The following is a 22,065-nucleotide window of genomic DNA, read 5'->3' as shown; positions in this document are numbered from 1 at the left end:
GTTAATTATCACGGGACGATGTAAGTATGTGCTTAGCCCACGGTATTCATGCCTTTTTTCAAACGAAATCCATTTCGTCCAACTTATTTTTCTTCAACAGCTAAGAAAAGTAAGCAAAAGAAGCCGTGCTCCGATCAAATTCCAAATCCATAAAATATTCGGCTTTAGTGTTGAGACGGCAATAAGCCGCTCCCAGCTACAAAAGATTGCCTTGTCCGAGCGTCCTTGCTCGCCACTCAACAAGCCAACTATTTGATGAGGAGTCCGTATAACAGCAATATCTAGGAAAAGATTGGTGTTTATTCATTTGTTGCATCAGTAAAAGGCAATAAAGTTAACCTGTACAATGGGTTAGTTGCCGTGGTAGAAATAAGTTATGTAGAAATTCGGAAAAATTCCGTGTTTAAACACGGAGCTTTTCTGGATATTAATATTGTTAAGTGCACGAACTATGACTGAGCATACATCACCAGTAGGATGGTATTTGGGTTCATATTTATTAAGGTTTTTCGAACTCGAAGACTCAACGAAAGATGACCCAGAGAAGCGATTTCTTTCTTGGGAAAATACTGTCTTGGTGCGAGCCGAATCTAAATCTCATGCCTTTGAAAAAGTCGTAAAGATAGGCAGAGAGCACGATTATCCATATAAGGGCGGCCCAGAAGGTGTTGACGTAAAGTGGGAGTTCTTAGGTATCACAGAGCTACTAGCTATCTACGATGACATCGAAGATGGGGCCGAAATACTTTGGTCAGAATCAAATCGAAAACTAAAGAATTTAAAGGGCCGAGTACTTAGCAAGCATCAGTGTTTAGAGGGCTAGCACTTAACAAATTGCTCCAGTTGACGCAGCGGTCTAAGTTCTTTTTGTGTATTCGCTACACTCATTGTTGCACAAAAAAACACTACAAAGCCGCAATTTACCGAGGCGTTGAGGCTGTAGAAAAAGGTCAGAGGCAAAAAATGACAACGCGCTACGTAAAATATTTCTGATGATTAATGGTTAAACCTATACAGATTTCATGTAGCGACGCGCTATTGTGGTCACATTAGGTCAATTTTTATAACAAATTTTAAGGTGAGGGTTTTTCTACACCCTCGTTAGAGTGCAATGGTGTTTTCGATAACTATTCATTACAAACTTACTGAGTACTTGGCTATTATCAGTGAAGTTGCAAGCTTCAAGATTGGTAGAAAAGCCATCGATAAATGGTATTGGAGACTATCAATTTACGTAATTGGAACTCCCATATTTTTATTCAAATCTGTCAGGGAAGGTAAAAGCTATTTTGTATTTTCTGAATTAGGTTTTGAGCGCAATTCAAACTCAGGTACTAGTAAATTGAAATGGGAAAGTATTAGTAAGGTAGTAAAACTTAACTGTTGTTATATTTTAGTGGGAAAGGAAGATGGAATGGCTCCAGTGCCCATGCGATGTTTAGAAAAGGAACAATTAGTGCTTCTTGAGCAGTGGGCAAGAAATAAATTAACATATGAACTCTAACAACTCACTCACTTTGTTCGCTGGAAAGCGCAAACGTGGGGCTGTTTCGCCATTATGCCCCACGTACCTGCTCCTCATACATGGAAGTTAGCTACCTTCAATGAATTTGACCGACAAATACATTCAATATTTAAATCAAGTTTCTTGGATTGTAGCGGAGATACCACTTTTAGTCCCTCCGGCAATAGTTGCTTACCTCTTTTATCCAGACATTGACTACCACGTTAAGCTAGTTATCGTTGGTTTTTTGTCGGTAGTAGTGGCACTGTTTAATAGCTACATTGGTGTTAGGGCAGTATTCAAAAAGGACATTGAAACTACATTTAACTTTTTAGTGCTGCCTTTCTCTATGGCTGCTTTCGTACTTTGTCTAGGTTTTATCTAGGGGAAGTGATGCACTCTGAGAGTTTAACTTTAGAATTACGACTTTTTGATAAAAGTGGCTTAAACGTGTGCTCTGTCTAACGGACTGTTATGGATATAGTGTGGAATATTATCTAAAAAAGTATGTGGATTGGGCTTTTCTTGTATATATCTTAGTTGGAGTTGCTCCAACATTTATGTACGACACAATCCTTAACGAATCATATGTTTGGGCATTCAAATACTTATCTTTCCCAATCGGCGCGCTTTGTTTTTACGTGTACCTTTGTAAAGTTCCCGAGTACCTTAGGAAAGCGGGGAGAGTAAAAGGTTTTCTGTGGGCGTCAATTATTACCACAGTGCTTATTTTAATAAGTGGTGGCTATGTTATGGGTCTAAACGCAATGGTTGGTGAACAGCAACAAGTTCAGCTAATTGGTGAAATTGTCGAGTTAGACACATATGAAAGTACTAAAAATGGTATGAGCTACTATGTTTATATTCAGACTACTCATGCAAATGAACCAACTAAACTTGATGTTTCAAGGAAGCATTTTGAATCACTAAAAGTTGGTGATTGCTTTTCAGAGCCTTGGTCAAAAGGTTCATTTGGTCTGATGTATAAGCGGAGATAATGCATAACAAGGAACTAATCAAGCTAGCTTTTTAACGTGTAGTTGTTGTAAATCCGTGATTGCTGCTTCTTTACAGTTAGAGAATAGACTTATTAGGGCTTTAAATTCAACGCTACTATTGAATTCTTCTTTACTTCAAGAGCCGACGACTGTTTCTTCAAAAGCACTTACAGCAAAAGAAAAAGTTAATCGTTGTAAAACAGTTTGGCTTAATATTAAAGTCAATGGAAACGGTAATACATAACAAAAAGTTATGGCATTGATAGCTAACTTTTAGCTTTTGGTACTTCTCGTAGAACCCCGCCTCTGAGCATTGATTTTTAGGGGGAAATCTTGGTTTGAGGGTTACATGGACCTCTTTAAAGTAAAGTGCTCTGCGTTAGAAAAGGTGATGGGCTAAAGCCGAACCTACAGGCTTTTTATATTCTTTTTGTGTACCAAGCGCATCGCGTGGCCCAAATATTTGCCTTGTGGCAGAGCCCTTGATAAACCTCTATGCAAACGCCTACTTTAAATGTCTGCCACCATCTAGGTGTATTGTGCGGCCGGTGATGTAACGGCTTGCTAATAACCATTCAACGGTATTGATGGCTTCTTGAAACGAGCCTTCGGTTTGCATTAAGGATTTATTTCTAGCCTTTATTTTATAACTTTCATCGTCATCTTCATTAAACGCTAACAGGGCTGGGGCGATAGCGTTAACTTTAATATTTGGGCTAAATCGCTGGGCGAATGACAGGGTTAAGTTTTCTAGTGCCGCCTTGCTGGCTGCGTAGGCAATATGCTTTTTACTCCCTTTAGATGCAACATAGTCACTGATGTGAATAATGTCGGTAAACTCTTGGTCATCTTTAGGAGTAAGGAGTGAATGAAAGGCTAGGTTTAATTGGTAAGGTACTTCAGCATGGATGGTCATCATGTTAGAAAACATTTGATGATAAGCGGCAAAGCCTAAAGTCTTGTTGTCGTCATGCCAGTCTGATGCGTTGTGAATTAAGCAGTCTAGGGTATCGATGTGACTTGCCACTGCTTTGATAAAGGTTTGGGTTTGCTGATGGTCGTAAAAGTCTACTTGATACAGCTGTGCGCCCTTTGTTTGCAAACTTGTAATAGATGCTCTTTCGGTGCGATATGTACCTATCACTTTGTATTGTTTGGCCAAAAAATATTCGGCCAAACATAAACCTAAGCGTTGCCCTACGCCTGTTATCACTACCGTTGGCATTTACTTTAAAAACTCTTGTCGCGTAATGGAGTTTTGTTTGAAGCTACCGCCAAGGGCTGTTGTTGAGGTATGGGAGTTTGTGTCCATTACGCCACGAGATTTAACGCAATAATGGGTTGCGTTAATTGACACTGCGACATTGTCGGTATTCAACAGTGTTTGCAGTGCCACTAAAATTTGTTGAGTTAGGCGTTCTTGTACCTGGGGACGCTGGGCAAAAAATCGCACGATGCGATTGATTTTTGATAAGCCAATAATGCTGTCGTTAGGTATGTAAGCGACGCGAGCCGTGCCGTCAATGGTGACAAAGTGATGTTCGCAGGTGCTGGTTAAACTGATGTCGTCTACTTTAACCATTTCATCAAGCTTCATCTTGTTTTCGATGGCTGTGACTTTAGGAAACGTTTTGTAGTCTAAACCAGAGAAAATTTCATTAACGTACATTTTGGCGAGCCGATGAGGTGTTTCGCATAGGCTGTCGTCTGTTAAATCTAGGCCAAGTGTGGTGACGATGTCGGTGAAGTTGTCTTTAATTTTGGCGTATTTTTGCTTGTCGGTCAGCTCATTGTCAATCATAGGGGTTTCTAAGCCACGCTTAATCAATGCATTTCTGACCATTAATGCTTCTTCACTGATTTGGCTAGAGGATTTGTTTTCACTAGCAATGCTCAAGGCAGCCGTTTGTGATGTCATGATTATTTCTCCTGTGAACTGTTGCTGTGAATATCGAGTGACAGAGATACCGAATCGGCAAAACGCAGAGCATGGGGTTTGTCTATTTTGACTTTGGCATAGACAACATCTTGATGCTCATTACAAATATTGAGTACATCTGCCACCAGCTTTTCGAGCAATAAAAAACGTCCAGACTCGACATGTTTAATAATGGCTTTGGTGATGGTTTTGTAATTTAGGGCATCAGATACCTGATCTTCTAGACATCCGCTACTAAGTGGGTAGTGAATTTCAGCATTGATCACTATGTCTTGTTGTTTGTTTTTCTCTTCTTCATTAAACCCAATAAAAGTTCTGAGTCTAAGATTCGTTATTTCTATAATGGCGTTCATCTTAGAAGACGAACGCTTAGACAACTGCTGAATTGAGTTATCTGTTAAAGCGAAAGCAGGAGCATTCATTGCACATCTCTTCACTGATTTTTTGTGTTGTTTTAGTTGTACGCCCTTGTTTTAATTTTGGTTCATGTTAAAGAGGCGCTATAGCGGGTGGGATAATACTTATTAATATTGATTTTAAATACAAAATTTTAATATTTGTTTCATTAAAGTGTCTAAATACTAATGGTGGCGGTTATATAAGTATGTTTTGCATTGGCTTTAAAAGTCGTTACAAAAGAATAATGTATAGGTAGTATCAAATTATAACCGAAGTGACATAAAACTTTAGTTGGTCTAATAAATGGCTAACTGGTGTTTAAGTACTTTAGAGTATGACTTTGGACTGTTGACCTCTGTTAATTTTGTAGATGTTTAATTTATTTACCTCAAGGACCCCAATGAGAAACATTAAATCTTTCGCTTTCCTACTTTTTCCTTTGGCTTTTTCAGTTGATTCTGTGGCTGATGAGTTTTCTTTTGGAGCAGGTATTGGGAGTTTATACAGCGGATTAGGCGTAAATGTCGCGATGCGTTCGGATACAGACTTAAAGTATTTGTCTGCTGGGTGTTTAAGCTATTCTGATAGAGGCGGCTCTACTTGTGGAATAGGTGCCGGTTGGGTAACTACAGACGTTTTTGATTTTCAAAATACTCAACATGGCCTTAGCGCTTATGTTGGGGTGGTGGGCACTGAAAGCACCGCATTTAGGAAGGATGAAGCTATTTACGGAGCTGGGTTTGGTTATCATTATTTCTTTAATGATATTGGAATACCTGGAGCTAACGCTGGTATTTCGTTTTTAGTGGGTGATGCTAAATCAGGCACACACACTGGGATAATGGCTCAGATAGGTTATCAATTCTAGTTACCAACCATGTTCATGTCCCATTCAATAGTTGTTCAATAGGAGGTTAAGTAAATTGGGGCTTTGGGTAGTAAAACGGTATGAACCTAGATCCATTTGCTTTTGCTAAAAGAATAAAGAAACATACCGAAATTGCTTGTATATCTTAGCTAGCAGAAGCCATAACTTTTGCAACATTTGACATGACTTCATCGAGTTCTTTTGTGGGACTGAAATCTATAAATTTTACATCTTTATCTACAATTGCAGTATGCCCCGCATGTGCGTAAAAAACATCACCAGTCTCAAAGGATTCCTCTTTCCCATCGTCATAAATAAACCGAAACGTACCCTCAAAAATGTATCCCCAGTGTGGACAATGACAACTGTCGTTACTAAGCCCTTTTAACAAAGGCGTAAAGTCGGTGCCTTGTGGGAGTTCATGAAATACAACTGTCATGTCTCCTAAACCAGCTAAGGAACGCATTATCATTCCTGGTACTTCCATTACGACTGGAATATCTTCTTTCTTCAACTTCATTGTTATCTTCTCCTTGTTGTATCACAGTTAAAGGCATCGAGTTATGTACTAAAATTTTTTAGTATTACCCTGAGCTACCCTTATTAACCATAGTCCAGATGGGTAAGATAAGTAGAGTTAACTTTGTAACTTAAGCGTTTATTGAATATTTAGCATCAGCTGCTAGATTCTATCGAAAAGCAGCTTGTTGATTTATTAGCTAAGCTGATTCGCCTTACGATAAGGCCCTTCATAATCAAACAAACGTTCGGTGACTTGCCAGTGATGTTTTTGTTTTTTGGCTATTACAAAGTCTGGGGCTGGCAGGTAGGGTAAAAAGTTCTGCAGCTCTTCCAATGAGTCAAATTGGATCGATTGGGTGCCTTTGGCTAGCCTTCGGGCGAATAGCTCATTAAAGCTTTGTCTCGACTTTTTAAAACTAAAACGAAAGGTTTCGGACAAGGTCAGGCCGTCTTCATCGTGGTAGGTGATCTTTACTGTTTTATTGCTATGGTCAATTTTTGGTGTAATAGCGGCGCAGCGTAGCACCTTATTATTTTTTAAGTTTAAAGCCTTGCGCAATATATCATCGGGGTCGATTAACTTTTCATGACAGTGCTGGCACTGTCTGGCGGCAATATCGTTTTCTTGGTTGCAATGGGGGCAGTGTTTAAAGCGAAAGCGGTAGCTGCACTGTTTATCAAATCCAGGGCCTTCAATGCCATCTGGGTTTTCGCTGTCTTCAATTAAACCTTGGCAGCGACGCCCAAAGTGCTCAAGTATATTCCCTTGAGAGTCTGTTCTACCCCAAAAGGCATTGGCAAAACCACACTGCGGGCAATGTATTTGTACGGGTACTGAATCTGGCGTTGGCTTTTTTTCGCCTATTTCGGGTTGAAAAATATCGTAACCATTGTTGGTGTAATCTAATACTAAGCAGTCTTTTTTATCTGGGCTTAGCCGTAAACCTCGACCGACAATTTGTTGAAATAGGCTAATAGACTGGGTGGGCCGTAAAATAGCTATCACATCTACGTGGGGCGCATCAAAACCTGTAGTCAGCACAGACACATTCACTAAGTACTTAATTTGTTTGGCTTTAAAGGCGCTGATTAGCTCGTCCCGCTGTTTGATTTTGGTGGTTCCGGTAATTAAGGCCGTTTGCTCTGCTGGTAAATAACCGCAAATTTCTTTGGCGTGGTCGATAGTGGCGGCAAAAATCATGACACCTTGGCGCTCTTTGCTTAGCTGTAATATTTGTTCGGTTACGGCCTGAGTAACTCGCGGGTGTTTGTGAATGAGCTCGTTTAAGGCAATGTCATCGGTGTTTTGCTCGCTGTCTAAGCTTTCGGTCAACAAACTAAAATCATAGTGGGCTATTGCCGCATCATAGTGAACAGGCGGTGTTAAATAGCCTTTTTTCACCATGTGCTGTAGTGGCAGTTCAAAAATACACTTTTTAAAAAACGAACTTGGAGCAGGCCGCGCAAACCCGCGGTAATGATGCTGGTATATCCAGCCACTGCCTAAACGATAAGGGGTGGCGGTTAACCCTAATATTTTCACATTGGGGTTTAGGCTACGAAAGTGCGCCAGAGCCTTTAGATATTGGGCGCTATCGTCCATGGATACTCGATGGCATTCATCAATAATAATTAAGCTAGCTGGGGTTTTAAAAGACCCTAAGCTCGCAGACAGCGACTGAATACTGGCAAAGGTGGTTTTGGCGGTATGCGTTTTTTGCCCTAGGCCCGCTGAAAAAATACCGGCTGGGGTGCCTGTTGCGAGTAACTTAGTGTGATTTTGCTCCACTAATTCTTTTACATGGGCAAGGCAAATCACATGGCCTTTTGCCAGTCGGCTTAACTCTGCAATCACTAAGCTTTTACCCGCCCCTGTAGGCAATACAATTACTGCGGGATCATCTCCATGACGAAAGTGCGCGAGTGCCGCCTCAACGGCTTGAGTTTGGTAGTCTCGTAATTTGAATGTTTGGCTCATGATGCTTGAAGTAGAGTTGTTTTAGTATGAGGCATTAAAATTGGCTTATATTGTCGCAAATACAGAATACCCCTAAACATCATTACCTGAGTAGTTGATTGCTTTATTTGCAATGGCATACGAGAAACCCTGCCCAATTAAATGTCGCAATGCCTTTTGTTTAAGTTTTTCATCGACAATTTTGGACTCACCAAATTTTTTGATTTTAAGGCTAAGGGCTTTGTCTAAATAGTCCTCATCTGTGTTCTCTATTAATTCTACGCACTCGTTAATGATTTGCGATGTGAAGCCTTTGGTATAGAGTTTTTGTTTTATTTTGTTGGGGCCAATGTTCTTTTCTGAGTAATTTTGGGTCAAACGTTTTGCATACCTCAGATCATCTACTATGCCTTGTTCCATAAGGTAATTAAGGGCGTCTTCATTAAATGACGTATTCTCTTTAAATAATGTGTTGGCCTTTTGCATTAAGGTTTTTGAAGTGTAGTCTCCATATTTTCCAATCAGCCAGATGTAATAACCTTTAACTCGCTCAAAGGTTATTTCTTTGGGTTTTGCATCTTGCTTCTTTTTAAACATGGTTCAGGTTTTCTACATTATAACTGGCGTTAAGGTTTGCATTTTTGCTGGAATAAACACGTGCACAAACGACAAGGATAAGTGAATTTAAAAGACAGTCTAGTTTATTTCCTCAATGTTAGATTTTTTACCTTTTATAGTAAGAATATCTGCAGAGTTTACCTTGCCTCAGGTAGAATGCCGCCAATTAAGTTATTCCGCTTTTTGGGGCGTATTCTAGATGCAAATTAACCGAGTTATGCTAACAGCCATCGGCAGTGTTTTATTCGCTATGGTGGCAATTCAATCTGGCGCATCTCTAGCAAAACAGCTTTTCCCTTTGGTAGGTCCAGAGGGTACCACGGCATTACGTTTAGGGTTTGCAGCTGCGGTACTTTGGTTGGTGTTTCGGCCATGGCGAGGCATGCCACAAGGGCGAGAATGGCAAAGTATTATTATTTACGGCCTATGTTTAGGTGGCATGAATATTCTGTTTTACCTCGCGATTGAGCGTATTCCTTTAGGGATAGCGGTAGCCCTTGAGTTTACTGGCCCACTAGCGGTGGCATTATTTGGGTCTAAGCGTAAAAGTGATCTTTTTTGGGTGGCTTTTGCCATCGCGGGCATCGTGTTGCTGTTGCCTGATGTAACGAGCGCACAAGGGCTTGATATTACTGGTGTATTGCTGGCTTTGGCTGCAGGAGCATGCTGGGCAGGTTATATTTTGTTTGGTACTCGCTCTGGTAAGCAGGTATCTGGTGGAATCACTGTAGCATTGGGCATGACAGTGGCTGCCATAGTGCTGATGCCTGTTGGAGTCTTTAGTCAGGGCTTAGCGTTAATCAGTTGGGAAGTGTTATCTGTTGGGTTATTGGTAGGGATTTTATCAAGTGCGTTACCCTACTCCTTAGAAATGATCGCTCTGAGAAACATGCCCACCCAAGCTTTTAGTGTGCTGATGAGTTTAGAGCCAGCCATAGGGGCTTTAGCTGGTTTTGTGCTATTAAGTGAGCAGCTTACCTTGTTGCAGTGGATTGCAATTGCTTTGGTTATTGTCGCATCAATAGGAAGTAGCTTTACACCTAAAAAAGCCGCTGAAATGGGAGTGTAATTCCAAGTGCTTCAGTGTTGCCCTCCCCGCCCCAAAGCCTAGGCCGTGAAAATAGCGTTTTGGGTAAATTAAGTCCATACCCAGTAGCCTAACTGCCTTTAGTATTTGTCAGTAAGCTAAACATCCAGATTTCATCCAGCGGCATACCGGAGGGGGGGTAATAGTTGCTAGGCAGTTTTCTATTTGGCAGATTACAGCCCCTTGGGTCCAGCTTACATCTACTTTGCTAGATTGTTCGGCCTGTATATTTAGTGTTTTCAAATATTTATCTAAATAGATGGGGTTAAAACATGCAGTAAAGGCATTGTAATATCCATCATGCTGATTGAAACAAAAATCATCAATATCTGTTTCTTTTGCATAGTTAAAAGCTCCCATTAACAACCATTTGGGTATATTTTTATGGGCAGCTGGTAGCGTATTTGTGGTCCCTTTGGTCCCTGTTTTGGTGTAATTGTAAGGGTCTATGATGTCAGTGTTTGAACCTTTAGCGGTAATTGGTATTTCAACGGCGCAACTAGCTATGGTCCAATCAGGATTGTTTGCTCCAACACCATAACTACAGCTTTTGGGAACTTGGCCTGCAACCCCAAAAGGCAAGCTGTAGGGAGCTTCATTTTGGCCTAACCCAAGGTATGAATAGCTGTATATCTGTATTGGTTTACCATCTACAGTTACAGTTTTTACCGCATCGTTTGCTAAAGAGCATTGTGGGCATGGGAAGGTAATTTGCGACGAAGCGCCGCCCATTTCAACCATACCGTAATGACCGCTGGGATAAACATCTTTAACACTTAGCCAAGCAAACAGTCCCTCTTCAAAGCCTGTAAGTGTTCTTGCTTCTACTTTAATATTGTGGCCCACTTTAGCGTTTATTTTTGATGCCAAGGTTTGCCACAACACTAAGCTGTCGGCAGGATTAATTTGTTCGGCAATACGCATGCCTGCTGTGGCAAAAACCTTAACTGATTGTGCTTCACATTGTTTGCTCCAATCAAACCCTGACCATTTAGGCTTACCCTCTTCTAATGGCCCATCTAGCTTAATTAAATCTAAGGCAGATGCCACTTCATTTGTAATAGTGTCGAGATCGCTTAGGTCTTTGCCATGGGTATAGCGAATTGGATCTGCCAGTGCGCTAACCTTAGGGCCTTCATGGGATATCAAGTTAGCGCCTAATTGTTCGTAAATATATAAGCGCGTACCACTACTACCTGCGTCATACACTATGTAACAGGGTTTTTTACTTTGCGCTGTAATTTTACTGGTACAACTGTTGAGGCTTAAAACTGTTAAAACAATCAGAGCAAACTTGTTCATGGTAAGGTTCAAAGTCATCCTATTTAATCGTGATCCGTAAATAAAGAACTCAGTTATATTGAAGTTCAAAAAGGGCTAATATGGGTTTTACTGTAAATATACCTAAGCTAACAATGCAGTGTTTAGGACTTTTCTTAACTCTCCAGATATTGGTACTGGTTTATTTGTGGCTCTGTCTACGAAGACATGAGTCAAAGTGCCGCTTGCAGATGCTGTTGTTTGTTCTCCTTTAAAAATAGCAATATTGTATTCAACCGATGAATTACCGATTTTATTAACACCAAAGCCAGCTATTAGTTTATCAGGGAATGCGACGCTACTGTGATATGTGCATTGTGAACTCACCATGAGCCCAATAGTGGGACCTTGATGGATGTCTAAATTACCCTGTTCAATCAAATAGCGGTTTATTGCAGTATCGAAATAACTGTAATACACCACATTGTTTACGTGGCCATAGACATCGTTATCCATCCAGCGGGTATCAATGTTGATAAAGTGTTGGTAATCACTTAACTGCGGCAGCGTTGGCTTTTTAGATACTTGATTACTCACTATCTGTTCCTTTTGCTTTTTTGCAATATCCCTTTAATAGTTTGATAAATCAAATGTTTTACTAGTCAATGCATTGAAAAAAGCAAAAGTATTCAATTGGCTAACCGGTGTGGTTTTGTTGGGGCGTAACAAAAAAGGGGCAGTTCACCCCTTTAAGATTATTAATTCACCTATACCTTAAGTTCATTTGTTTATTGAGCCACACGATAGAAAGTAGGAATTCCGCTAACTTTTGAGAAGTGCTCAATGTAAGCATGAACTTTGTCAGGGAGCGTGAGCCCTTTGACTAAAGTAATTCCCCTTAAGCGCCCAAATAATTGTATGTCATCAATTGAAAGTTGCTCATTCACACTGGTTGCGCAGTGTAACAGCGTGGCTAGCTCTTCGAGTCTTGTTTCTAATTCATTAATGAGCGTATCGCTATTGGCTAGTGCTTCAGAAAAGTCACCCAGCTCTTTGGTTTTCTTTTTGGTGAAGTAATCAATTGCGCTTTGGGTTTGAAATTCACCAACCTGTGATGTGATCCATCTAGGGTAGAGTAGTTGCTTAAAGAGCAAGTTAAGGTGTTGTAGCCAAGCACTTAGGTCTTCTCGCTGTGCTGATGGGGCAAATATGGGGTTGCCATCCAGCTGGTCTGCATAAGCCACTATGTCCATGCTTTCAGGCATAAAACTACCATCTGATTTTTTTAAAATGGGGCAGGCTTTTATACCTATCATAGAAATTGGCGTGGCTTCGTCGTCGCTAGGTAGTACGGTTAATTCAACAGGTATGTTTTTCATGCCAAATGGCATGCGCGCCATAACACAGTATGGACAGTGGTCGTATATGTATAAACCCATAGTAGCCATAGATAAGTTCTCGCTTATGCAGTAAATATTATCACTGTACCGCGATATTCCATGGAGTTACAGAGAGTTTAAGGGACTTTAAATGATAGAGGTGATTTTTGGTTACTTTCTAACTCTAGAGGGGGGTGGAGTTTTATTGAGGGCCAGCTCGGTTGGCCCTCCAAAATTTTTAAACTAGGTGATTTAGAAGCGGTAAATGTAACCCACACTTAAGAAGTCTAAACCTGGGTTTTTAGTATTGAGGCCACCATTTGAATAATGAATATAACGTATGGCTAATTCTGAATTTTGGTTTTCGTCTAAACCAATCAGTAATCCTAGGCGATCTTCAAACTGGTAGTAGCTACCAATATCAACCCCACCAAATTTCTCGTCATGCACATAAGCTACGCCTATACCAAACTCAAAGGTTAGTGGGTAGTTGTCAGAAATATTAGGTAAGGCCTTTGAGAACACAGGTGATACAGAAAATCCATAAGTGGCTTCGTTTTTAGCACTACCGTGTAAATCAAAAAGGTTAAGGCTTGCTTCCCACGATAGGCGAGTGTCACCAATAAGGTAAAGGTCTAAGTCATAGTTGTAGTCTGGTCTGTAGGCTATGCGCATACCGTGCATGTCACTTGAGCCTGTCATGTATTCAATAGTCACAGCTTGTTTATTTTTGTCGGGTAGTTGTGCTGCGACTACCTGAAAACTTAACACTAGTATGGTTAGCAATAGAGCGGGTTTAGCTAAAAAAATGTGTAATATAGATTTATTAAAAACTAGGTTATTGTTCCGCATAAAAGTTTCCGATAGGTGATTAGTGTATTTTATAAAGCAAATCCTAAACCAGATGTCACTGTGTCATTTTAAGTATTTAAATCAATTGTTTATGTGTTTTTATTGAGGTGCTGTTGATAGCAATTTTACCTCTGTGTGTAAAGTCTACGCCTAACTTAGTAAAATTTACTTTATCCATTTCAAACTATGCAAATAGCGCTTGTTTCAACGAATGTTGATTAACGTCTATAAGCATTCATTCATAATTAAAATAAAACCAAATGTTAATTGTTTGTAACTTCTGAGTTGCTTGTGTGTAAAAGCCTGCGGGGGAGTTGGAACTTCAACCTTGCCAATTAACCGCTCATAGCTGTGGTTGAGGGGTAAATATTTAGTGTGCATACTGAAACTTCCTAAACAAAAATAATCACTTGGAATCTTCTATGAATGCTGAAACACGCAGTTATCGACGCTATGTCCTGTTTATTCTTACTTTGGTTTATGTTTTCAATTTTGTTGACCGACAGATTCTGGTTATTCTGCAAGAGCCCATTAAAGCAGAGCTTGGTCTGTCTGATACACAGCTTGGCCTATTAACTGGGTTTGCCTTTGCTTTATTCTACGTTGTAGTAGGGATACCCATAGCCCGTTGGGCTGATGTGGGTAATCGCCGTAATATTGTGAGTTTAGCCTTGGTAATATGGAGCGGCATGACGGCTGTATCTGGCTTGGCTCAAAACTATGTTCAATTATTACTGGCACGTATTGGCGTAGGGGTAGGTGAAGCCGGTGCTAGTCCACCTTCTCACTCTATTATTTCTGATTACTATGCCCCTGAAGAGCGGGGTACTGCTATGTCTATCTATAATATGGGTTTGTATATTGGGATCTTAGTGGGCCTTTTATTAGGTGGCTGGTTAAGCGACAAATTAGGTTGGCGTATGGCATTTTTCGCAGTGGGGGTACCTGGAGTATTAATGGCTGTAGTTGTACGTTTAACCCTTAGAGAGCCAGCCCGTGGTGGCGCGGATATGGTGTCTGATCCATCAGTTGGCGAAAAATATACCTTTAAAGAAACCCTTAGTTACTTATGGAAGTCTAAAGCTTTTCGTTATGCTTCTTTTGCTGCAGGTTTTTGTTCATTTGCAGGTTACTCTACTTTAACTTTCATTCCATCTTTCCTAATTCGTAGCCATGGTATGAGTGTCTCTCAAGTGGGAGTGGCTTTAGGTCTGATTATTGGGATTTCGGGTATGATTGGCGCGCTTACTGGGGGTTACTTAGCTGATAAATTCGGTAAGAAGGATATGCGTTGGTATCTATGGGTGCCGGGTATAGGTGTATTGTTGTCGTTGCCTTTTTCTTTGTTAGCATTAAACCTAGATTCGTTAAATACGGTATTAGTCTGTATCTTTATTAGCAATGTGTTTATGTCTTCTTACCTTGGCCCAACCATAGCGATTGCCCACCATTTAGTTAAGCCTTCTATGCGAGCAATGACTTCAGCAATTTTGTTTTTTATCCTGAATATTGTGGGCCTAGGTTGTGGGCCCATGGTAACGGGTATGGTTAGTGATTATTTAGCACCAGAATATGGGGCCGAGTCTTTACGCTATGCGTTGATTTTCTCTAGTTTTGCGGTGTTAATAGCGTCATTTAAGTATATTCGCAGTGGCTCAGCATTACTTAAGTAGGTTGATTAGGGCTGATATATTTAGTTTTACTGTATTTTTGCCATTGATTTGGACTGAAAGGCAGCTGTTAGTTCTACTTTTTTGAGGAGAGCCGTAATAAAAAACGCTTAAATATAAAAATGTCAGTTTTTTTAACATTATGTTTTATTTTAATGCTAAAGAAGTTTTAAGTTTTTGTATTTAAATGGTTTTTTAAAATGGCGTAATAGTTGCTGTATGAAAATTGGCCAAAGGGAATTTGCGGTAGATGGTTGCTTTTGGCAAATCTAATAAATTTATTAAAGGAATATTTAAATGAAAAAGCAGTCTATAGCTTCAACGATTTTGGGTGCGCTCGCACTTTTTGTAACAAGTACTTCAAGCGCCGTTCCCATCACTGATGTCCAGGAATATATCAACAATACAGCAACTGAGTTCTTTGTTTTTGATGATGATTCGAAATATGATTATCCCTATTACAGAGATTACTCTGAAGATTGGGGCTGGGTACATGATGGTATAACTGGATCAGGTTTCTCTTCAATAGTGCTAGATATTTCTGCATTTGATGTGGATTATGATGCAGTTGGGTACGTTGGTGAGCGAGACATGATTGATGTGTTTGATGGTTCTAGTTGGGTGTCTTTAGGTGACTTAGATGGGGCTGGTGATATTTGGGACTTTACTACCTTTGACCTCACTGGTTATTCGTGGGCAGAAGCTCAGGTTAATGCAGGTCTTCAAGTGAGAATGGACATCGACACATTAGAAGAAGGTTGGTTAGTAACTTTAGGTAGAGCGACTTTAAGTGTTGATGGTGGTGACTTAGTTTGTGTTCCTACTCCTGGTGTACCCTGTGAAACTGTTGAAGTACCAGAGCCTACTAGTGTTGTGCTGCTAAGTTTAGGCTTGGCTGGTTTAGGCTTATCTCGCAGACGACGAGTTCGTAATTAATCTTATAAACAATTCAATTTAGTCCGCTTGATTTCAAAAAGGCTCTGTAGCACAGGGCCTTTTTCTGTATAACGCCTTCTCAGATTTTTTAATCATGATTAATTCAATCGATTTTAATATATATGTAACACCATGAGTGAAATTGCTATACATGCAATGATAGCTGAACCGGGAACTACCACGCGGGCGCGCCAGTGTTTATTTTTATACCAATGCCCTAGTACCATAAATGCTATGGCAATAATGGTTAATTGTGCCAATTCTACCCCAATATTGAAGCTGATTAATGCACTCATAAATCCTTGAGCTGGAAAGCCTAACTCTTTGAGTGCAAGGGCAAACCCTAAACCGTGCATTAAACCAAAAATCACCACCACGCCTAACCGCCACCAGGTGGATGTTTGCACATTATTTGTTGCTGGTTGCGAAATGTTTTCGATAGCAATCCATGCGATAGATAGGGCTATAATGGGCTCAATAATTACGGGTGAAACCTCTATGGCACCATAAGCAGCTAAACCAAGAGTAACCGTATGTCCTAGGGTGAATCCTGTTACCCATAAAAGTAAATCTCGTATTCTACGGGCGCCTAAAAATAATCCTAATACAAATAGGGCATGGTCCCAACCTTTGGGCAAAATATGGATAATGCCTTGCCATATGTATTCGCTCCATACATTCGGAGTGCTTTCTTCAAGGGATGTTGTTGGGGCATAAAGATCAAAAGAGGGGCTTTGCTGATTTCTTACCAGCCAGCGATTTAGACTGCGCTTTTGAGCGGTTTGTTGAATACTTAAGGCTATGGGTTCTTCAAACTCAAATTGTGAAGTAAAAGTAGCTTTCACTATGGCTGTTTCTATTGGAGTTAGGTCAACCGGAATGGCAGCATTAAATACGAAAGTTGACATAGGCCACGCCAAACTAGAGGTGAAATCTTCTTTCGGAAGGCTTTGAGGTAAATTAACTGAGACTAAATTTAATCGCAGTCCTTGCCCATTGATAGTTATGAGGCTGGCAGCTTGGATTCGCTGAGCAATATCTAATATGGGTTGTTGCAGGATAGGGCTAGCACTTTGGGCCAACTGAAAGTAGTTTTCACCACCCCCCGTTGCACGGGTGAGGTCTATCACCACTGTCATGGCGATATTTTGATTTGGGCCTTGCTGCAAGGTTATACGGGTCATATTTAATAAATGTGCTTGAGTAGGTATGGAAACAAACCAAATCAAACTAAATAGACTCAATAATGTTAAGTAACCCTTTGCTTTAAATCTTCTAGCCACTACCAAATGACCGGGTGAGTTTCGCCTGTGGTTACATTGACTAACCCGCCTACATTACCCTCGTAAGGGGCAACTAACTGCCATTTCCATGGAGCAGCAGTTAAAAAGGCAAAGCGCATTCTTTCTGGTAATCCTGGCATACCTATCCATTCCATAGTGTCGGCTTGTTGTAGTAAGTGCTCCATTTCGTCTGCTACTTCTTGTACAGGCCGCGAGGTCATCAAGCCAGCAATATCAAGCTTCACTTGTGCTACCACTTTCCCTTCTTTAACAAGCGCCCAACCACCGCCCATTTGGGCTACGGTATTGGCAGCTAATGCCATAGCGGCATCGTTATTTCCCATACTCCAAATATTGTGTAGATCGTGTGATTGTGAGCTAGCAAGTGCTGACTCGGGAGTTTTGGGGCCGACATTTTTCCAAATCATTTTAGATACGGCTGCTGTGCCATGATAACGGTCAACCATGGCAACTTTAATCAAGCTCTCTTCTGGGTTCGCGTCTACTGTGCCATTTGAAGATACCGGTAGCGTTTGAGTCATGAACTCTGGTTTAAACCAAAATGGTTGTAGAATGGCGGCGCTAACTGAGGTTTTCCCCTCTGGTGCCACGATAGTAAAATCTTCTGCTGTTAAAGCTCGACCGACGTTCATGGTGTCTGTAGCCCAACTTGGATAGTCGATTTTTACAATTGGTAATTGATACTCTTTTTTAATTCCAGCTAACAATCCACTTGCATATACTCGCTCTATGGCTACTGTGTCTGGGTCACTTAATAATACTATGTCAGCGTAACGGCCAGGGGCCAAAGACCCTACTAGGTGGTCGATACGAAAATGTCTAGCGGTGTTGTAACTGCCTAGCTGATAGGCTATTTGAGTGGGGACACCTTGTTCAATGGCACTGCGGATATTGTAATCCATTGAGCCTAGCTGCAAGGTTGCAAATACATCTCTGTCGTCTGTGGTGACCGATATATTGCTCCAATCTTGTAAATCCATTTCTATTAATTTAGGTAGTAGGGTGTCAAAGGCCGCATGTTTAACCTCTAAAAAAACGCCGCGCCTGAGTTTTTCAATACCTTCTTGAGCTAATCGAACTTCATGGTCAGAGGCTAACCCTGCAGCTGCAAACGCACTAATGTCAGTTTGCGAATGTAGGTTCATTCCGTGACCTTCAACCACACCTCTGTTGTCATAGGTTGCTTGGATCATTTCCCACAATCTTTGATGGCCCCCATTATCGCTATTAATAACCGCAGACCAGTCCATAACTTCACCTAAAGCCACCACTCGTAAATCCTGCTGCATAAAATCCTGCATTTCTTTATAACCGTAGTAGCCACCACCGGATTCATACACAGTTGGCGGTGTAGCTGAACCAATGGCTGGAAATATTTTTAATGGGCTCCCAGCTTGTTCTGCAGCTAACCAAAACTCTGCGTTTCGCGTACCTACTACATTTGAGACTTCGTGGGAGCCTTCAACTGTCCAAGTATTGCCATGGGGGATTACTAATGCGGCTTCGTATTCTGGTGTTAGATAAGAACTTTCAATATGTTTATGGGATTCACCAAAACCGGGGACAGCCCACATTTCTTTGGCATCAAATATTTCAGTTGCACTGCCGGGCCATTGTCCAGTGTCGCCTGTCCATGCAATTCTTCCTGCTGCCACGACAATATCTTGGTTGGATTGCCATTCTTGAGTGAAAACATTTAATAGGGTGACATTCTGTACAATTAAATCGGCTTTTTGTCGTCCAAGGGCCACTTGGGTGATGAGTTGCCGTGTTTTTATTTCGTCACTAAACTCCATCTTTGCCGGAGATTCAACAGCCACTTTTTTAGGTTCAGCAGGTGAGCATGCGCTTAAGCTAATTATGGTTAACGCTGAAAGAATTGTGGGGAGTTGAAAGCGTGTAGAAAAGTACATTAAATCTCCAATATATTGGCTTTAGGATTGTAAACCATCCTTTTTTTGTTAGTTGCTATGCAGTAATAATGCCTTAAATAGGGAAATAGATGTAATTTAAAAACTTATTATAAAACATGTGGTTAGTGATTTTTTTGTATGGGCTGCGTAGCAACTTTTTAGCCGCTTATTTGGGGCGTAGGATAGATATGCACTTACTTGGCGCGCTAGTTATCTTTAAGGTTTTGGAATTAGAAATTAGTGGTTATTTAGTGGCTGTGATTTTTAATCAATCAATTTCTGCACCTAGATTAAAATCTAAGTATAATTCCGCCGTTAAAGCCGTAACCACAAAAGACGGGATAATATCGTCTGCTAGTTAGTATTTTTAAGGAAGTACATGATTGCTGTAAGCCAACCGAAAAATTGGGCTAAATCTCGCTACACAAATAAAAAGTCATTTTCTATATGGAGTTGTAGCTTATTACTTGTTTTTAATTATAGCTATGTGAGTGCACAAGCTACAGTCAATACTAATACTTCACAAGATTCAACAAATCAAAGCTCACGTGAGCGAGACCGCGTTCTTCTGAAACGAAGTCCAATTGCTTCTGAGTATCAAACCTTGAGTGCCCCTGGGGATGTTTTAGGCGCACCCTTTGATGCTGAGGGGGTTGATTTTAGATCGCAATTCAGATTAAGCAAAGGCAAACCTAATGGCCCAATGGTTAGAGCAGAGGCTAATTTAAACTACCAATCAATCGCCAAAGAAGCGGTGACTGGTGGCAGTATTAAGCTGGCTAAATCCTTAGGAAAATTGAGTTTACAGTTGCAAGCTCAAAAAAGTAACTCTGAACGTTTGGTAGATTTATATGCATCTCGCTGGCTATTAGATACTAATTCTGATTTGTCTACAGGTGATGTCTTAACCTTAGGTTACCCTAGGTATACCCAAGACGGCATTCAAACCCAAAGTATTAATACTCGTTGGCGCGCTGATTACCAAGTTAACGAGGCATTGTTAGTGTCCTATGAAGGGTTAAATACTAACTATGATGATATTGCTACACGTAATCGATTTGAAGTGCAGTTTGGGGCGGCTGACCTTAGTGAAACTGTGCTTAGTCATGATGGTAGTACTATAAGTGAAGCTGCGGTTTCAGATGCTAGAATTCGTCGTTACTTTCATCGTTTAGATACTGCAAGAGATGTAAATCGACACAAGCTTGGTTTTACGCTGGACAAAGACAATGGCTCTTTGGAGGTGAATACCTATTTCAGCCGTTGGGTAAATGACAAGCTTTGGTTGCCTTGGAATTTTATCGACAGTGATGTGTCGGCAACCTACACCCTTAATGATAAATATTTACCCACTGTAAATGTCACTAATAGCGATATTTATGACACAAGCAATGCAGTGTATTCTAATTACCGGGTGGCTAAAAGCGTCACCACTGATACTGACTATGCATTTTTGGTCAATTGGGATAAACAGTTTACTTTTGCTGTACATGATTTGTGGTTAGAAGCGGGTGCCTCGTGGCGAAACAAAGAGAGAGCAGTAGATAACGACCGAGCTGTATACGGTTCCACAACTAACTCATTTTATTTAGATGAACTAGCGGCGAACAACACAAGCACACGTATTATCGATAATGGTTTTTCACTACCTGCTGGGCTGGGTGTGTCTAACGGTGCGGCTTACTTTGAAAATAACCTAGATGAACAATTTGAGCTTAATCTTAGTCAATCCTTTTTAGAAACTATTCAAGATATTTACAGCAGTGAAGAAACAGTGAGCTCGGTATACGTGAACGCCTATCAACAACGCCAAAATTGGTTTTGGCGGGCTGGGGTACGTTTTGAAAAAACCGAAACGGCTACTCGAGGTGCGGTGTATGCCTCGCCTGATACTGATATTGCCTCTCAAGGTGATGCCATCACCAGTGTAATGATAAATGGCGAACTAGTTGAAGAAACATTTGATAGTTTTGATGCGGCGTTTGTTGAGGGAGGAAATGACTACCGGCATTGGCTGCCTTCATTAGAATTACGATATGCCGCAAACTCACAACTAACTTTGAAAACTGCGTATTTTCAGCAGCTTATGCGCCCTCAATATTTTGATACTGTGAGCTACAGGCGGGCAAATGTAGCGACGCTTTCTATCACAGAAGGTAACCCTAACCTTGAAGCGACTACCATTGAAAACCTCTATGCTGGTATTGAATATCAGTACTCAAATTCTGGACAGCTTGTTGCAGGTGTTTACTACAATAGCGTGTCTGACTTCTTTTATGATTCGAATACCACTGAATTGATTGGCGAAGACCTGTACGAAGTCGCGCGGGTTGAAAATGGTAAAGATGGGTTTATCAGAGGGATTCAAGCTTTTTGGTTACAGCAATTTAGCCTTGCTATGATTAGCAAAGCCGAAGTAAAACTCGGTTATACCTATTCTGACAGTGAAGCTGAGCTGAGCGACCGCACAATTGCTATGCCAGAGCGGGCAGAACATAGAGTTGCGTTTAACCTACTATTAGCACAAGACGATTGGCAATACCGTTCGCAATTTTCTTGGCAAAGTGAAGCCGTAGATGATGTAGGTGCAAGTGCCATGCAAGATACTATTCGAGAGAAAGTCTTGATTTGGAACCAAGCGGTTACTTGGCATTATAGCGAGCAAGTGGCTGCACGCGTTTCATTGAATAATATTCTAGATTACCCTGAAAGATCCTATCAAGGTCAGCCTAACCGAGTCATTAATAATTTATATAGCGGTTCTACAGCTCGTTTTAGTGTGGCGGTTACCTTTTAATAACTGACAAGTATAAGTAATAGAAGTGACAAGCATAGTACTGTCACTTCTAATCTTTAATG

Annotated in this window: 22 protein-coding genes; 10 read left to right on the top strand and 12 right to left on the bottom strand. The window is 40.8% G+C overall.

Annotated elements, in window-relative coordinates; all coding sequences use genetic code 11:
- The first annotated feature begins 451 nt into the window (after positions 1-451).
- From EOK74_RS16835 to EOK74_RS16820, 4 genes are all read left to right on the top strand, one after another.
- Positions 452-823, top strand: a complete 372-nt coding sequence (locus EOK74_RS16835; protein ID WP_133471273.1) for a DUF4288 domain-containing protein — start codon at positions 452-454, stop codon at positions 821-823.
- A gap of 330 nt (positions 824-1,153) precedes the next feature.
- Complete coding sequence (locus tag EOK74_RS16830; RefSeq protein WP_133471272.1) at positions 1,154-1,504, top strand: YcxB family protein; 351 nt, start codon at positions 1,154-1,156, stop codon at positions 1,502-1,504.
- 100 nt (positions 1,505-1,604) lie between these two features.
- A complete protein-coding gene (locus EOK74_RS16825) occupies positions 1,605-1,889 on the top strand; it encodes a hypothetical protein (RefSeq protein WP_133471271.1) in 285 nt (94 codons plus the stop codon).
- Between the two features lie 100 nt (positions 1,890-1,989).
- A complete protein-coding gene (locus EOK74_RS16820; protein ID WP_133471270.1) occupies positions 1,990-2,502 on the top strand; it encodes a hypothetical protein in 513 nt (170 codons plus the stop codon).
- A gap of 505 nt (positions 2,503-3,007) precedes the next feature.
- Here the strand turns inward: EOK74_RS16820 and folM are convergent.
- The 3 genes from folM to folX are packed head-to-tail and all read right to left on the bottom strand — an operon-like array spanning position 3,008 to position 4,794.
- A complete protein-coding gene (folM, locus tag EOK74_RS16815; RefSeq protein WP_133471269.1) occupies positions 3,008-3,727 on the bottom strand; it encodes a dihydromonapterin reductase in 720 nt (239 codons plus the stop codon).
- Positions 3,728-4,420, bottom strand: a complete 693-nt coding sequence (gene folE / locus EOK74_RS16810; RefSeq protein ID WP_133471268.1) for a GTP cyclohydrolase I FolE — start codon at positions 4,418-4,420, stop codon at positions 3,728-3,730.
- 2 nt (positions 4,421-4,422) lie between these two features.
- The gene (folX, locus tag EOK74_RS16805) at positions 4,423-4,794 is read right to left on the bottom strand and encodes a dihydroneopterin triphosphate 2'-epimerase (protein WP_133471280.1); all 372 of its coding nucleotides are present in this window, start codon (positions 4,792-4,794) and stop codon (positions 4,423-4,425) included.
- A 446-nt stretch (positions 4,795-5,240) separates the two neighbouring features.
- Between folX and EOK74_RS16800 the strand changes: the two genes are divergently transcribed.
- The gene (locus EOK74_RS16800; RefSeq protein ID WP_133471267.1) at positions 5,241-5,708 is read left to right on the top strand and encodes a hypothetical protein; all 468 of its coding nucleotides are present in this window, start codon (positions 5,241-5,243) and stop codon (positions 5,706-5,708) included.
- 145 nt (positions 5,709-5,853) lie between these two features.
- On the opposite strand, the gene EOK74_RS16795 is transcribed toward EOK74_RS16800, so the two are convergent.
- The 3 genes from EOK74_RS16795 to EOK74_RS16785 all read right to left on the bottom strand — a co-directional run bounded on the left by EOK74_RS16795 (position 5,854) and on the right by EOK74_RS16785 (position 8,784).
- A complete protein-coding gene (locus tag EOK74_RS16795) occupies positions 5,854-6,228 on the bottom strand; it encodes a cupin domain-containing protein (RefSeq protein WP_133471266.1) in 375 nt (124 codons plus the stop codon).
- A gap of 195 nt (positions 6,229-6,423) precedes the next feature.
- A complete protein-coding gene (gene radD / locus EOK74_RS16790) occupies positions 6,424-8,208 on the bottom strand; it encodes a DNA repair helicase RadD (protein WP_133471265.1) in 1,785 nt (594 codons plus the stop codon).
- Positions 8,209-8,280: 72 nt separating this feature from the next.
- A complete protein-coding gene (locus EOK74_RS16785) occupies positions 8,281-8,784 on the bottom strand; it encodes a regulatory protein RecX (protein WP_133471264.1) in 504 nt (167 codons plus the stop codon).
- A gap of 220 nt (positions 8,785-9,004) precedes the next feature.
- Here EOK74_RS16785 and EOK74_RS16780 point away from each other — a divergent pair, with 220 nt between their 5' ends.
- A complete protein-coding gene (locus EOK74_RS16780; RefSeq protein WP_133471263.1) occupies positions 9,005-9,874 on the top strand; it encodes an EamA family transporter in 870 nt (289 codons plus the stop codon).
- A gap of 108 nt (positions 9,875-9,982) precedes the next feature.
- Here the strand turns inward: EOK74_RS16780 and EOK74_RS16775 are convergent, their stop codons facing one another.
- The 4 genes from EOK74_RS16775 to EOK74_RS16760 form a co-directional block, all read right to left on the bottom strand.
- The gene (locus EOK74_RS16775; RefSeq protein ID WP_239024144.1) at positions 9,983-11,194 is read right to left on the bottom strand and encodes a nucleoside phosphatase; all 1,212 of its coding nucleotides are present in this window, start codon (positions 11,192-11,194) and stop codon (positions 9,983-9,985) included.
- A gap of 102 nt (positions 11,195-11,296) precedes the next feature.
- Entirely contained in the window at positions 11,297-11,749 is a 453-nt protein-coding gene (locus EOK74_RS16770; RefSeq protein ID WP_133471261.1) for an acyl-CoA thioesterase, read from the bottom strand.
- Positions 11,750-11,940: 191 nt separating this feature from the next.
- Positions 11,941-12,600 (bottom strand): glutaredoxin 2, encoded by a 660-nt coding sequence (gene grxB, locus EOK74_RS16765; protein WP_133471260.1) that lies wholly within the window; start codon positions 12,598-12,600, stop codon positions 11,941-11,943.
- Positions 12,601-12,783: 183 nt separating this feature from the next.
- Positions 12,784-13,383: an acyloxyacyl hydrolase gene (locus tag EOK74_RS16760; protein WP_133471259.1), complete on the bottom strand. Its 600-nt coding sequence runs from the start codon at positions 13,381-13,383 to the stop codon at positions 12,784-12,786.
- A gap of 422 nt (positions 13,384-13,805) precedes the next feature.
- On the opposite strand from EOK74_RS16760, the gene EOK74_RS16755 reads away from it, so the two are divergent.
- Positions 13,806-15,056, top strand: a complete 1,251-nt coding sequence (locus tag EOK74_RS16755) for a spinster family MFS transporter (RefSeq protein ID WP_133471258.1) — start codon at positions 13,806-13,808, stop codon at positions 15,054-15,056.
- A gap of 294 nt (positions 15,057-15,350) precedes the next feature.
- Positions 15,351-15,989: a PEP-CTERM sorting domain-containing protein gene (locus EOK74_RS16750; RefSeq protein ID WP_133471257.1), complete on the top strand. Its 639-nt coding sequence runs from the start codon at positions 15,351-15,353 to the stop codon at positions 15,987-15,989.
- 113 nt (positions 15,990-16,102) lie between these two features.
- On the opposite strand, the gene EOK74_RS16745 is transcribed toward EOK74_RS16750, so the two are convergent.
- A complete protein-coding gene (locus EOK74_RS16745) occupies positions 16,103-17,233 on the bottom strand; it encodes a HupE/UreJ family protein (protein ID WP_133471256.1) in 1,131 nt (376 codons plus the stop codon).
- 38 nt (positions 17,234-17,271) lie between these two features.
- Positions 17,272-19,206 carry an adenine deaminase C-terminal domain-containing protein gene (locus EOK74_RS16740; protein WP_133471255.1) on the bottom strand — a complete coding sequence of 645 codons (1,935 nt, stop codon included), beginning with the start codon at positions 19,204-19,206 and terminating at the stop codon, positions 17,272-17,274.
- Between the two features lie 188 nt (positions 19,207-19,394).
- On the opposite strand from EOK74_RS16740, the gene EOK74_RS20870 reads away from it, so the two are divergent.
- Positions 19,395-19,568 carry a hypothetical protein gene (locus tag EOK74_RS20870; RefSeq protein ID WP_166638796.1) on the top strand — a complete coding sequence of 58 codons (174 nt, stop codon included), beginning with the start codon at positions 19,395-19,397 and terminating at the stop codon, positions 19,566-19,568.
- 17 nt (positions 19,569-19,585) lie between these two features.
- A complete protein-coding gene (locus EOK74_RS16735) occupies positions 19,586-22,003 on the top strand; it encodes a TonB-dependent receptor domain-containing protein (protein ID WP_133471254.1) in 2,418 nt (805 codons plus the stop codon).
- The last annotated feature ends 62 nt before the right edge of the window (positions 22,004-22,065 follow it).

This window comes from Paraglaciecola marina, from assembly GCF_004360155.1.
Taxonomy (GTDB): Bacteria; Pseudomonadota; Gammaproteobacteria; order Enterobacterales; family Alteromonadaceae; genus Paraglaciecola; species Paraglaciecola marina.
This window is presented reverse-complemented; position numbering and strand designations above follow the sequence as displayed.

What these genes read in the sequence shown, in the direction of transcription:
- EOK74_RS16795 (WP_133471266.1), bottom strand. Translation starts at nt 6,228, where the DNA reads ATGAAGTTGAAGAAAGAAGATATTCCAGTCGTAATGGAAGTACCAGGA.
- EOK74_RS16785 (WP_133471264.1), bottom strand. Translation starts at nt 8,784, where the DNA reads ATGTTTAAAAAGAAGCAAGATGCAAAACCCAAAGAAATAACCTTTGAG.
- EOK74_RS16760 (WP_133471259.1), bottom strand. Translation starts at nt 13,383, where the DNA reads ATGCGGAACAATAACCTAGTTTTTAATAAATCTATATTACACATTTTT.
- EOK74_RS16800 (WP_133471267.1), top strand. Translation starts at nt 5,241, where the DNA reads ATGAGAAACATTAAATCTTTCGCTTTCCTACTTTTTCCTTTGGCTTTT.
- radD (WP_133471265.1), bottom strand. Translation starts at nt 8,208, where the DNA reads ATGAGCCAAACATTCAAATTACGAGACTACCAAACTCAAGCCGTTGAG.
- EOK74_RS16740 (WP_133471255.1), bottom strand. Translation starts at nt 19,206, where the DNA reads ATGTACTTTTCTACACGCTTTCAACTCCCCACAATTCTTTCAGCGTTA.
- folX (WP_133471280.1), bottom strand. Translation starts at nt 4,794, where the DNA reads ATGAACGCCATTATAGAAATAACGAATCTTAGACTCAGAACTTTTATT.
- EOK74_RS16835 (WP_133471273.1), top strand. Translation starts at nt 452, where the DNA reads ATGACTGAGCATACATCACCAGTAGGATGGTATTTGGGTTCATATTTA.
- folE (WP_133471268.1), bottom strand. Translation starts at nt 4,420, where the DNA reads ATGACATCACAAACGGCTGCCTTGAGCATTGCTAGTGAAAACAAATCC.
- EOK74_RS16750 (WP_133471257.1), top strand. Translation starts at nt 15,351, where the DNA reads ATGAAAAAGCAGTCTATAGCTTCAACGATTTTGGGTGCGCTCGCACTT.
- folM (WP_133471269.1), bottom strand. Translation starts at nt 3,727, where the DNA reads ATGCCAACGGTAGTGATAACAGGCGTAGGGCAACGCTTAGGTTTATGT.
- EOK74_RS16775 (WP_239024144.1), bottom strand. Translation starts at nt 11,194, where the DNA reads ATGAACAAGTTTGCTCTGATTGTTTTAACAGTTTTAAGCCTCAACAGT.
- grxB (WP_133471260.1), bottom strand. Translation starts at nt 12,600, where the DNA reads ATGGCTACTATGGGTTTATACATATACGACCACTGTCCATACTGTGTT.
- EOK74_RS16735 (WP_133471254.1), top strand. Translation starts at nt 19,586, where the DNA reads ATGATTGCTGTAAGCCAACCGAAAAATTGGGCTAAATCTCGCTACACA.
- EOK74_RS16780 (WP_133471263.1), top strand. Translation starts at nt 9,005, where the DNA reads ATGCAAATTAACCGAGTTATGCTAACAGCCATCGGCAGTGTTTTATTC.
- EOK74_RS20870 (WP_166638796.1), top strand. Translation starts at nt 19,395, where the DNA reads ATGCACTTACTTGGCGCGCTAGTTATCTTTAAGGTTTTGGAATTAGAA.
- EOK74_RS16755 (WP_133471258.1), top strand. Translation starts at nt 13,806, where the DNA reads ATGAATGCTGAAACACGCAGTTATCGACGCTATGTCCTGTTTATTCTT.
- EOK74_RS16825 (WP_133471271.1), top strand. Translation starts at nt 1,605, where the DNA reads ATGAATTTGACCGACAAATACATTCAATATTTAAATCAAGTTTCTTGG.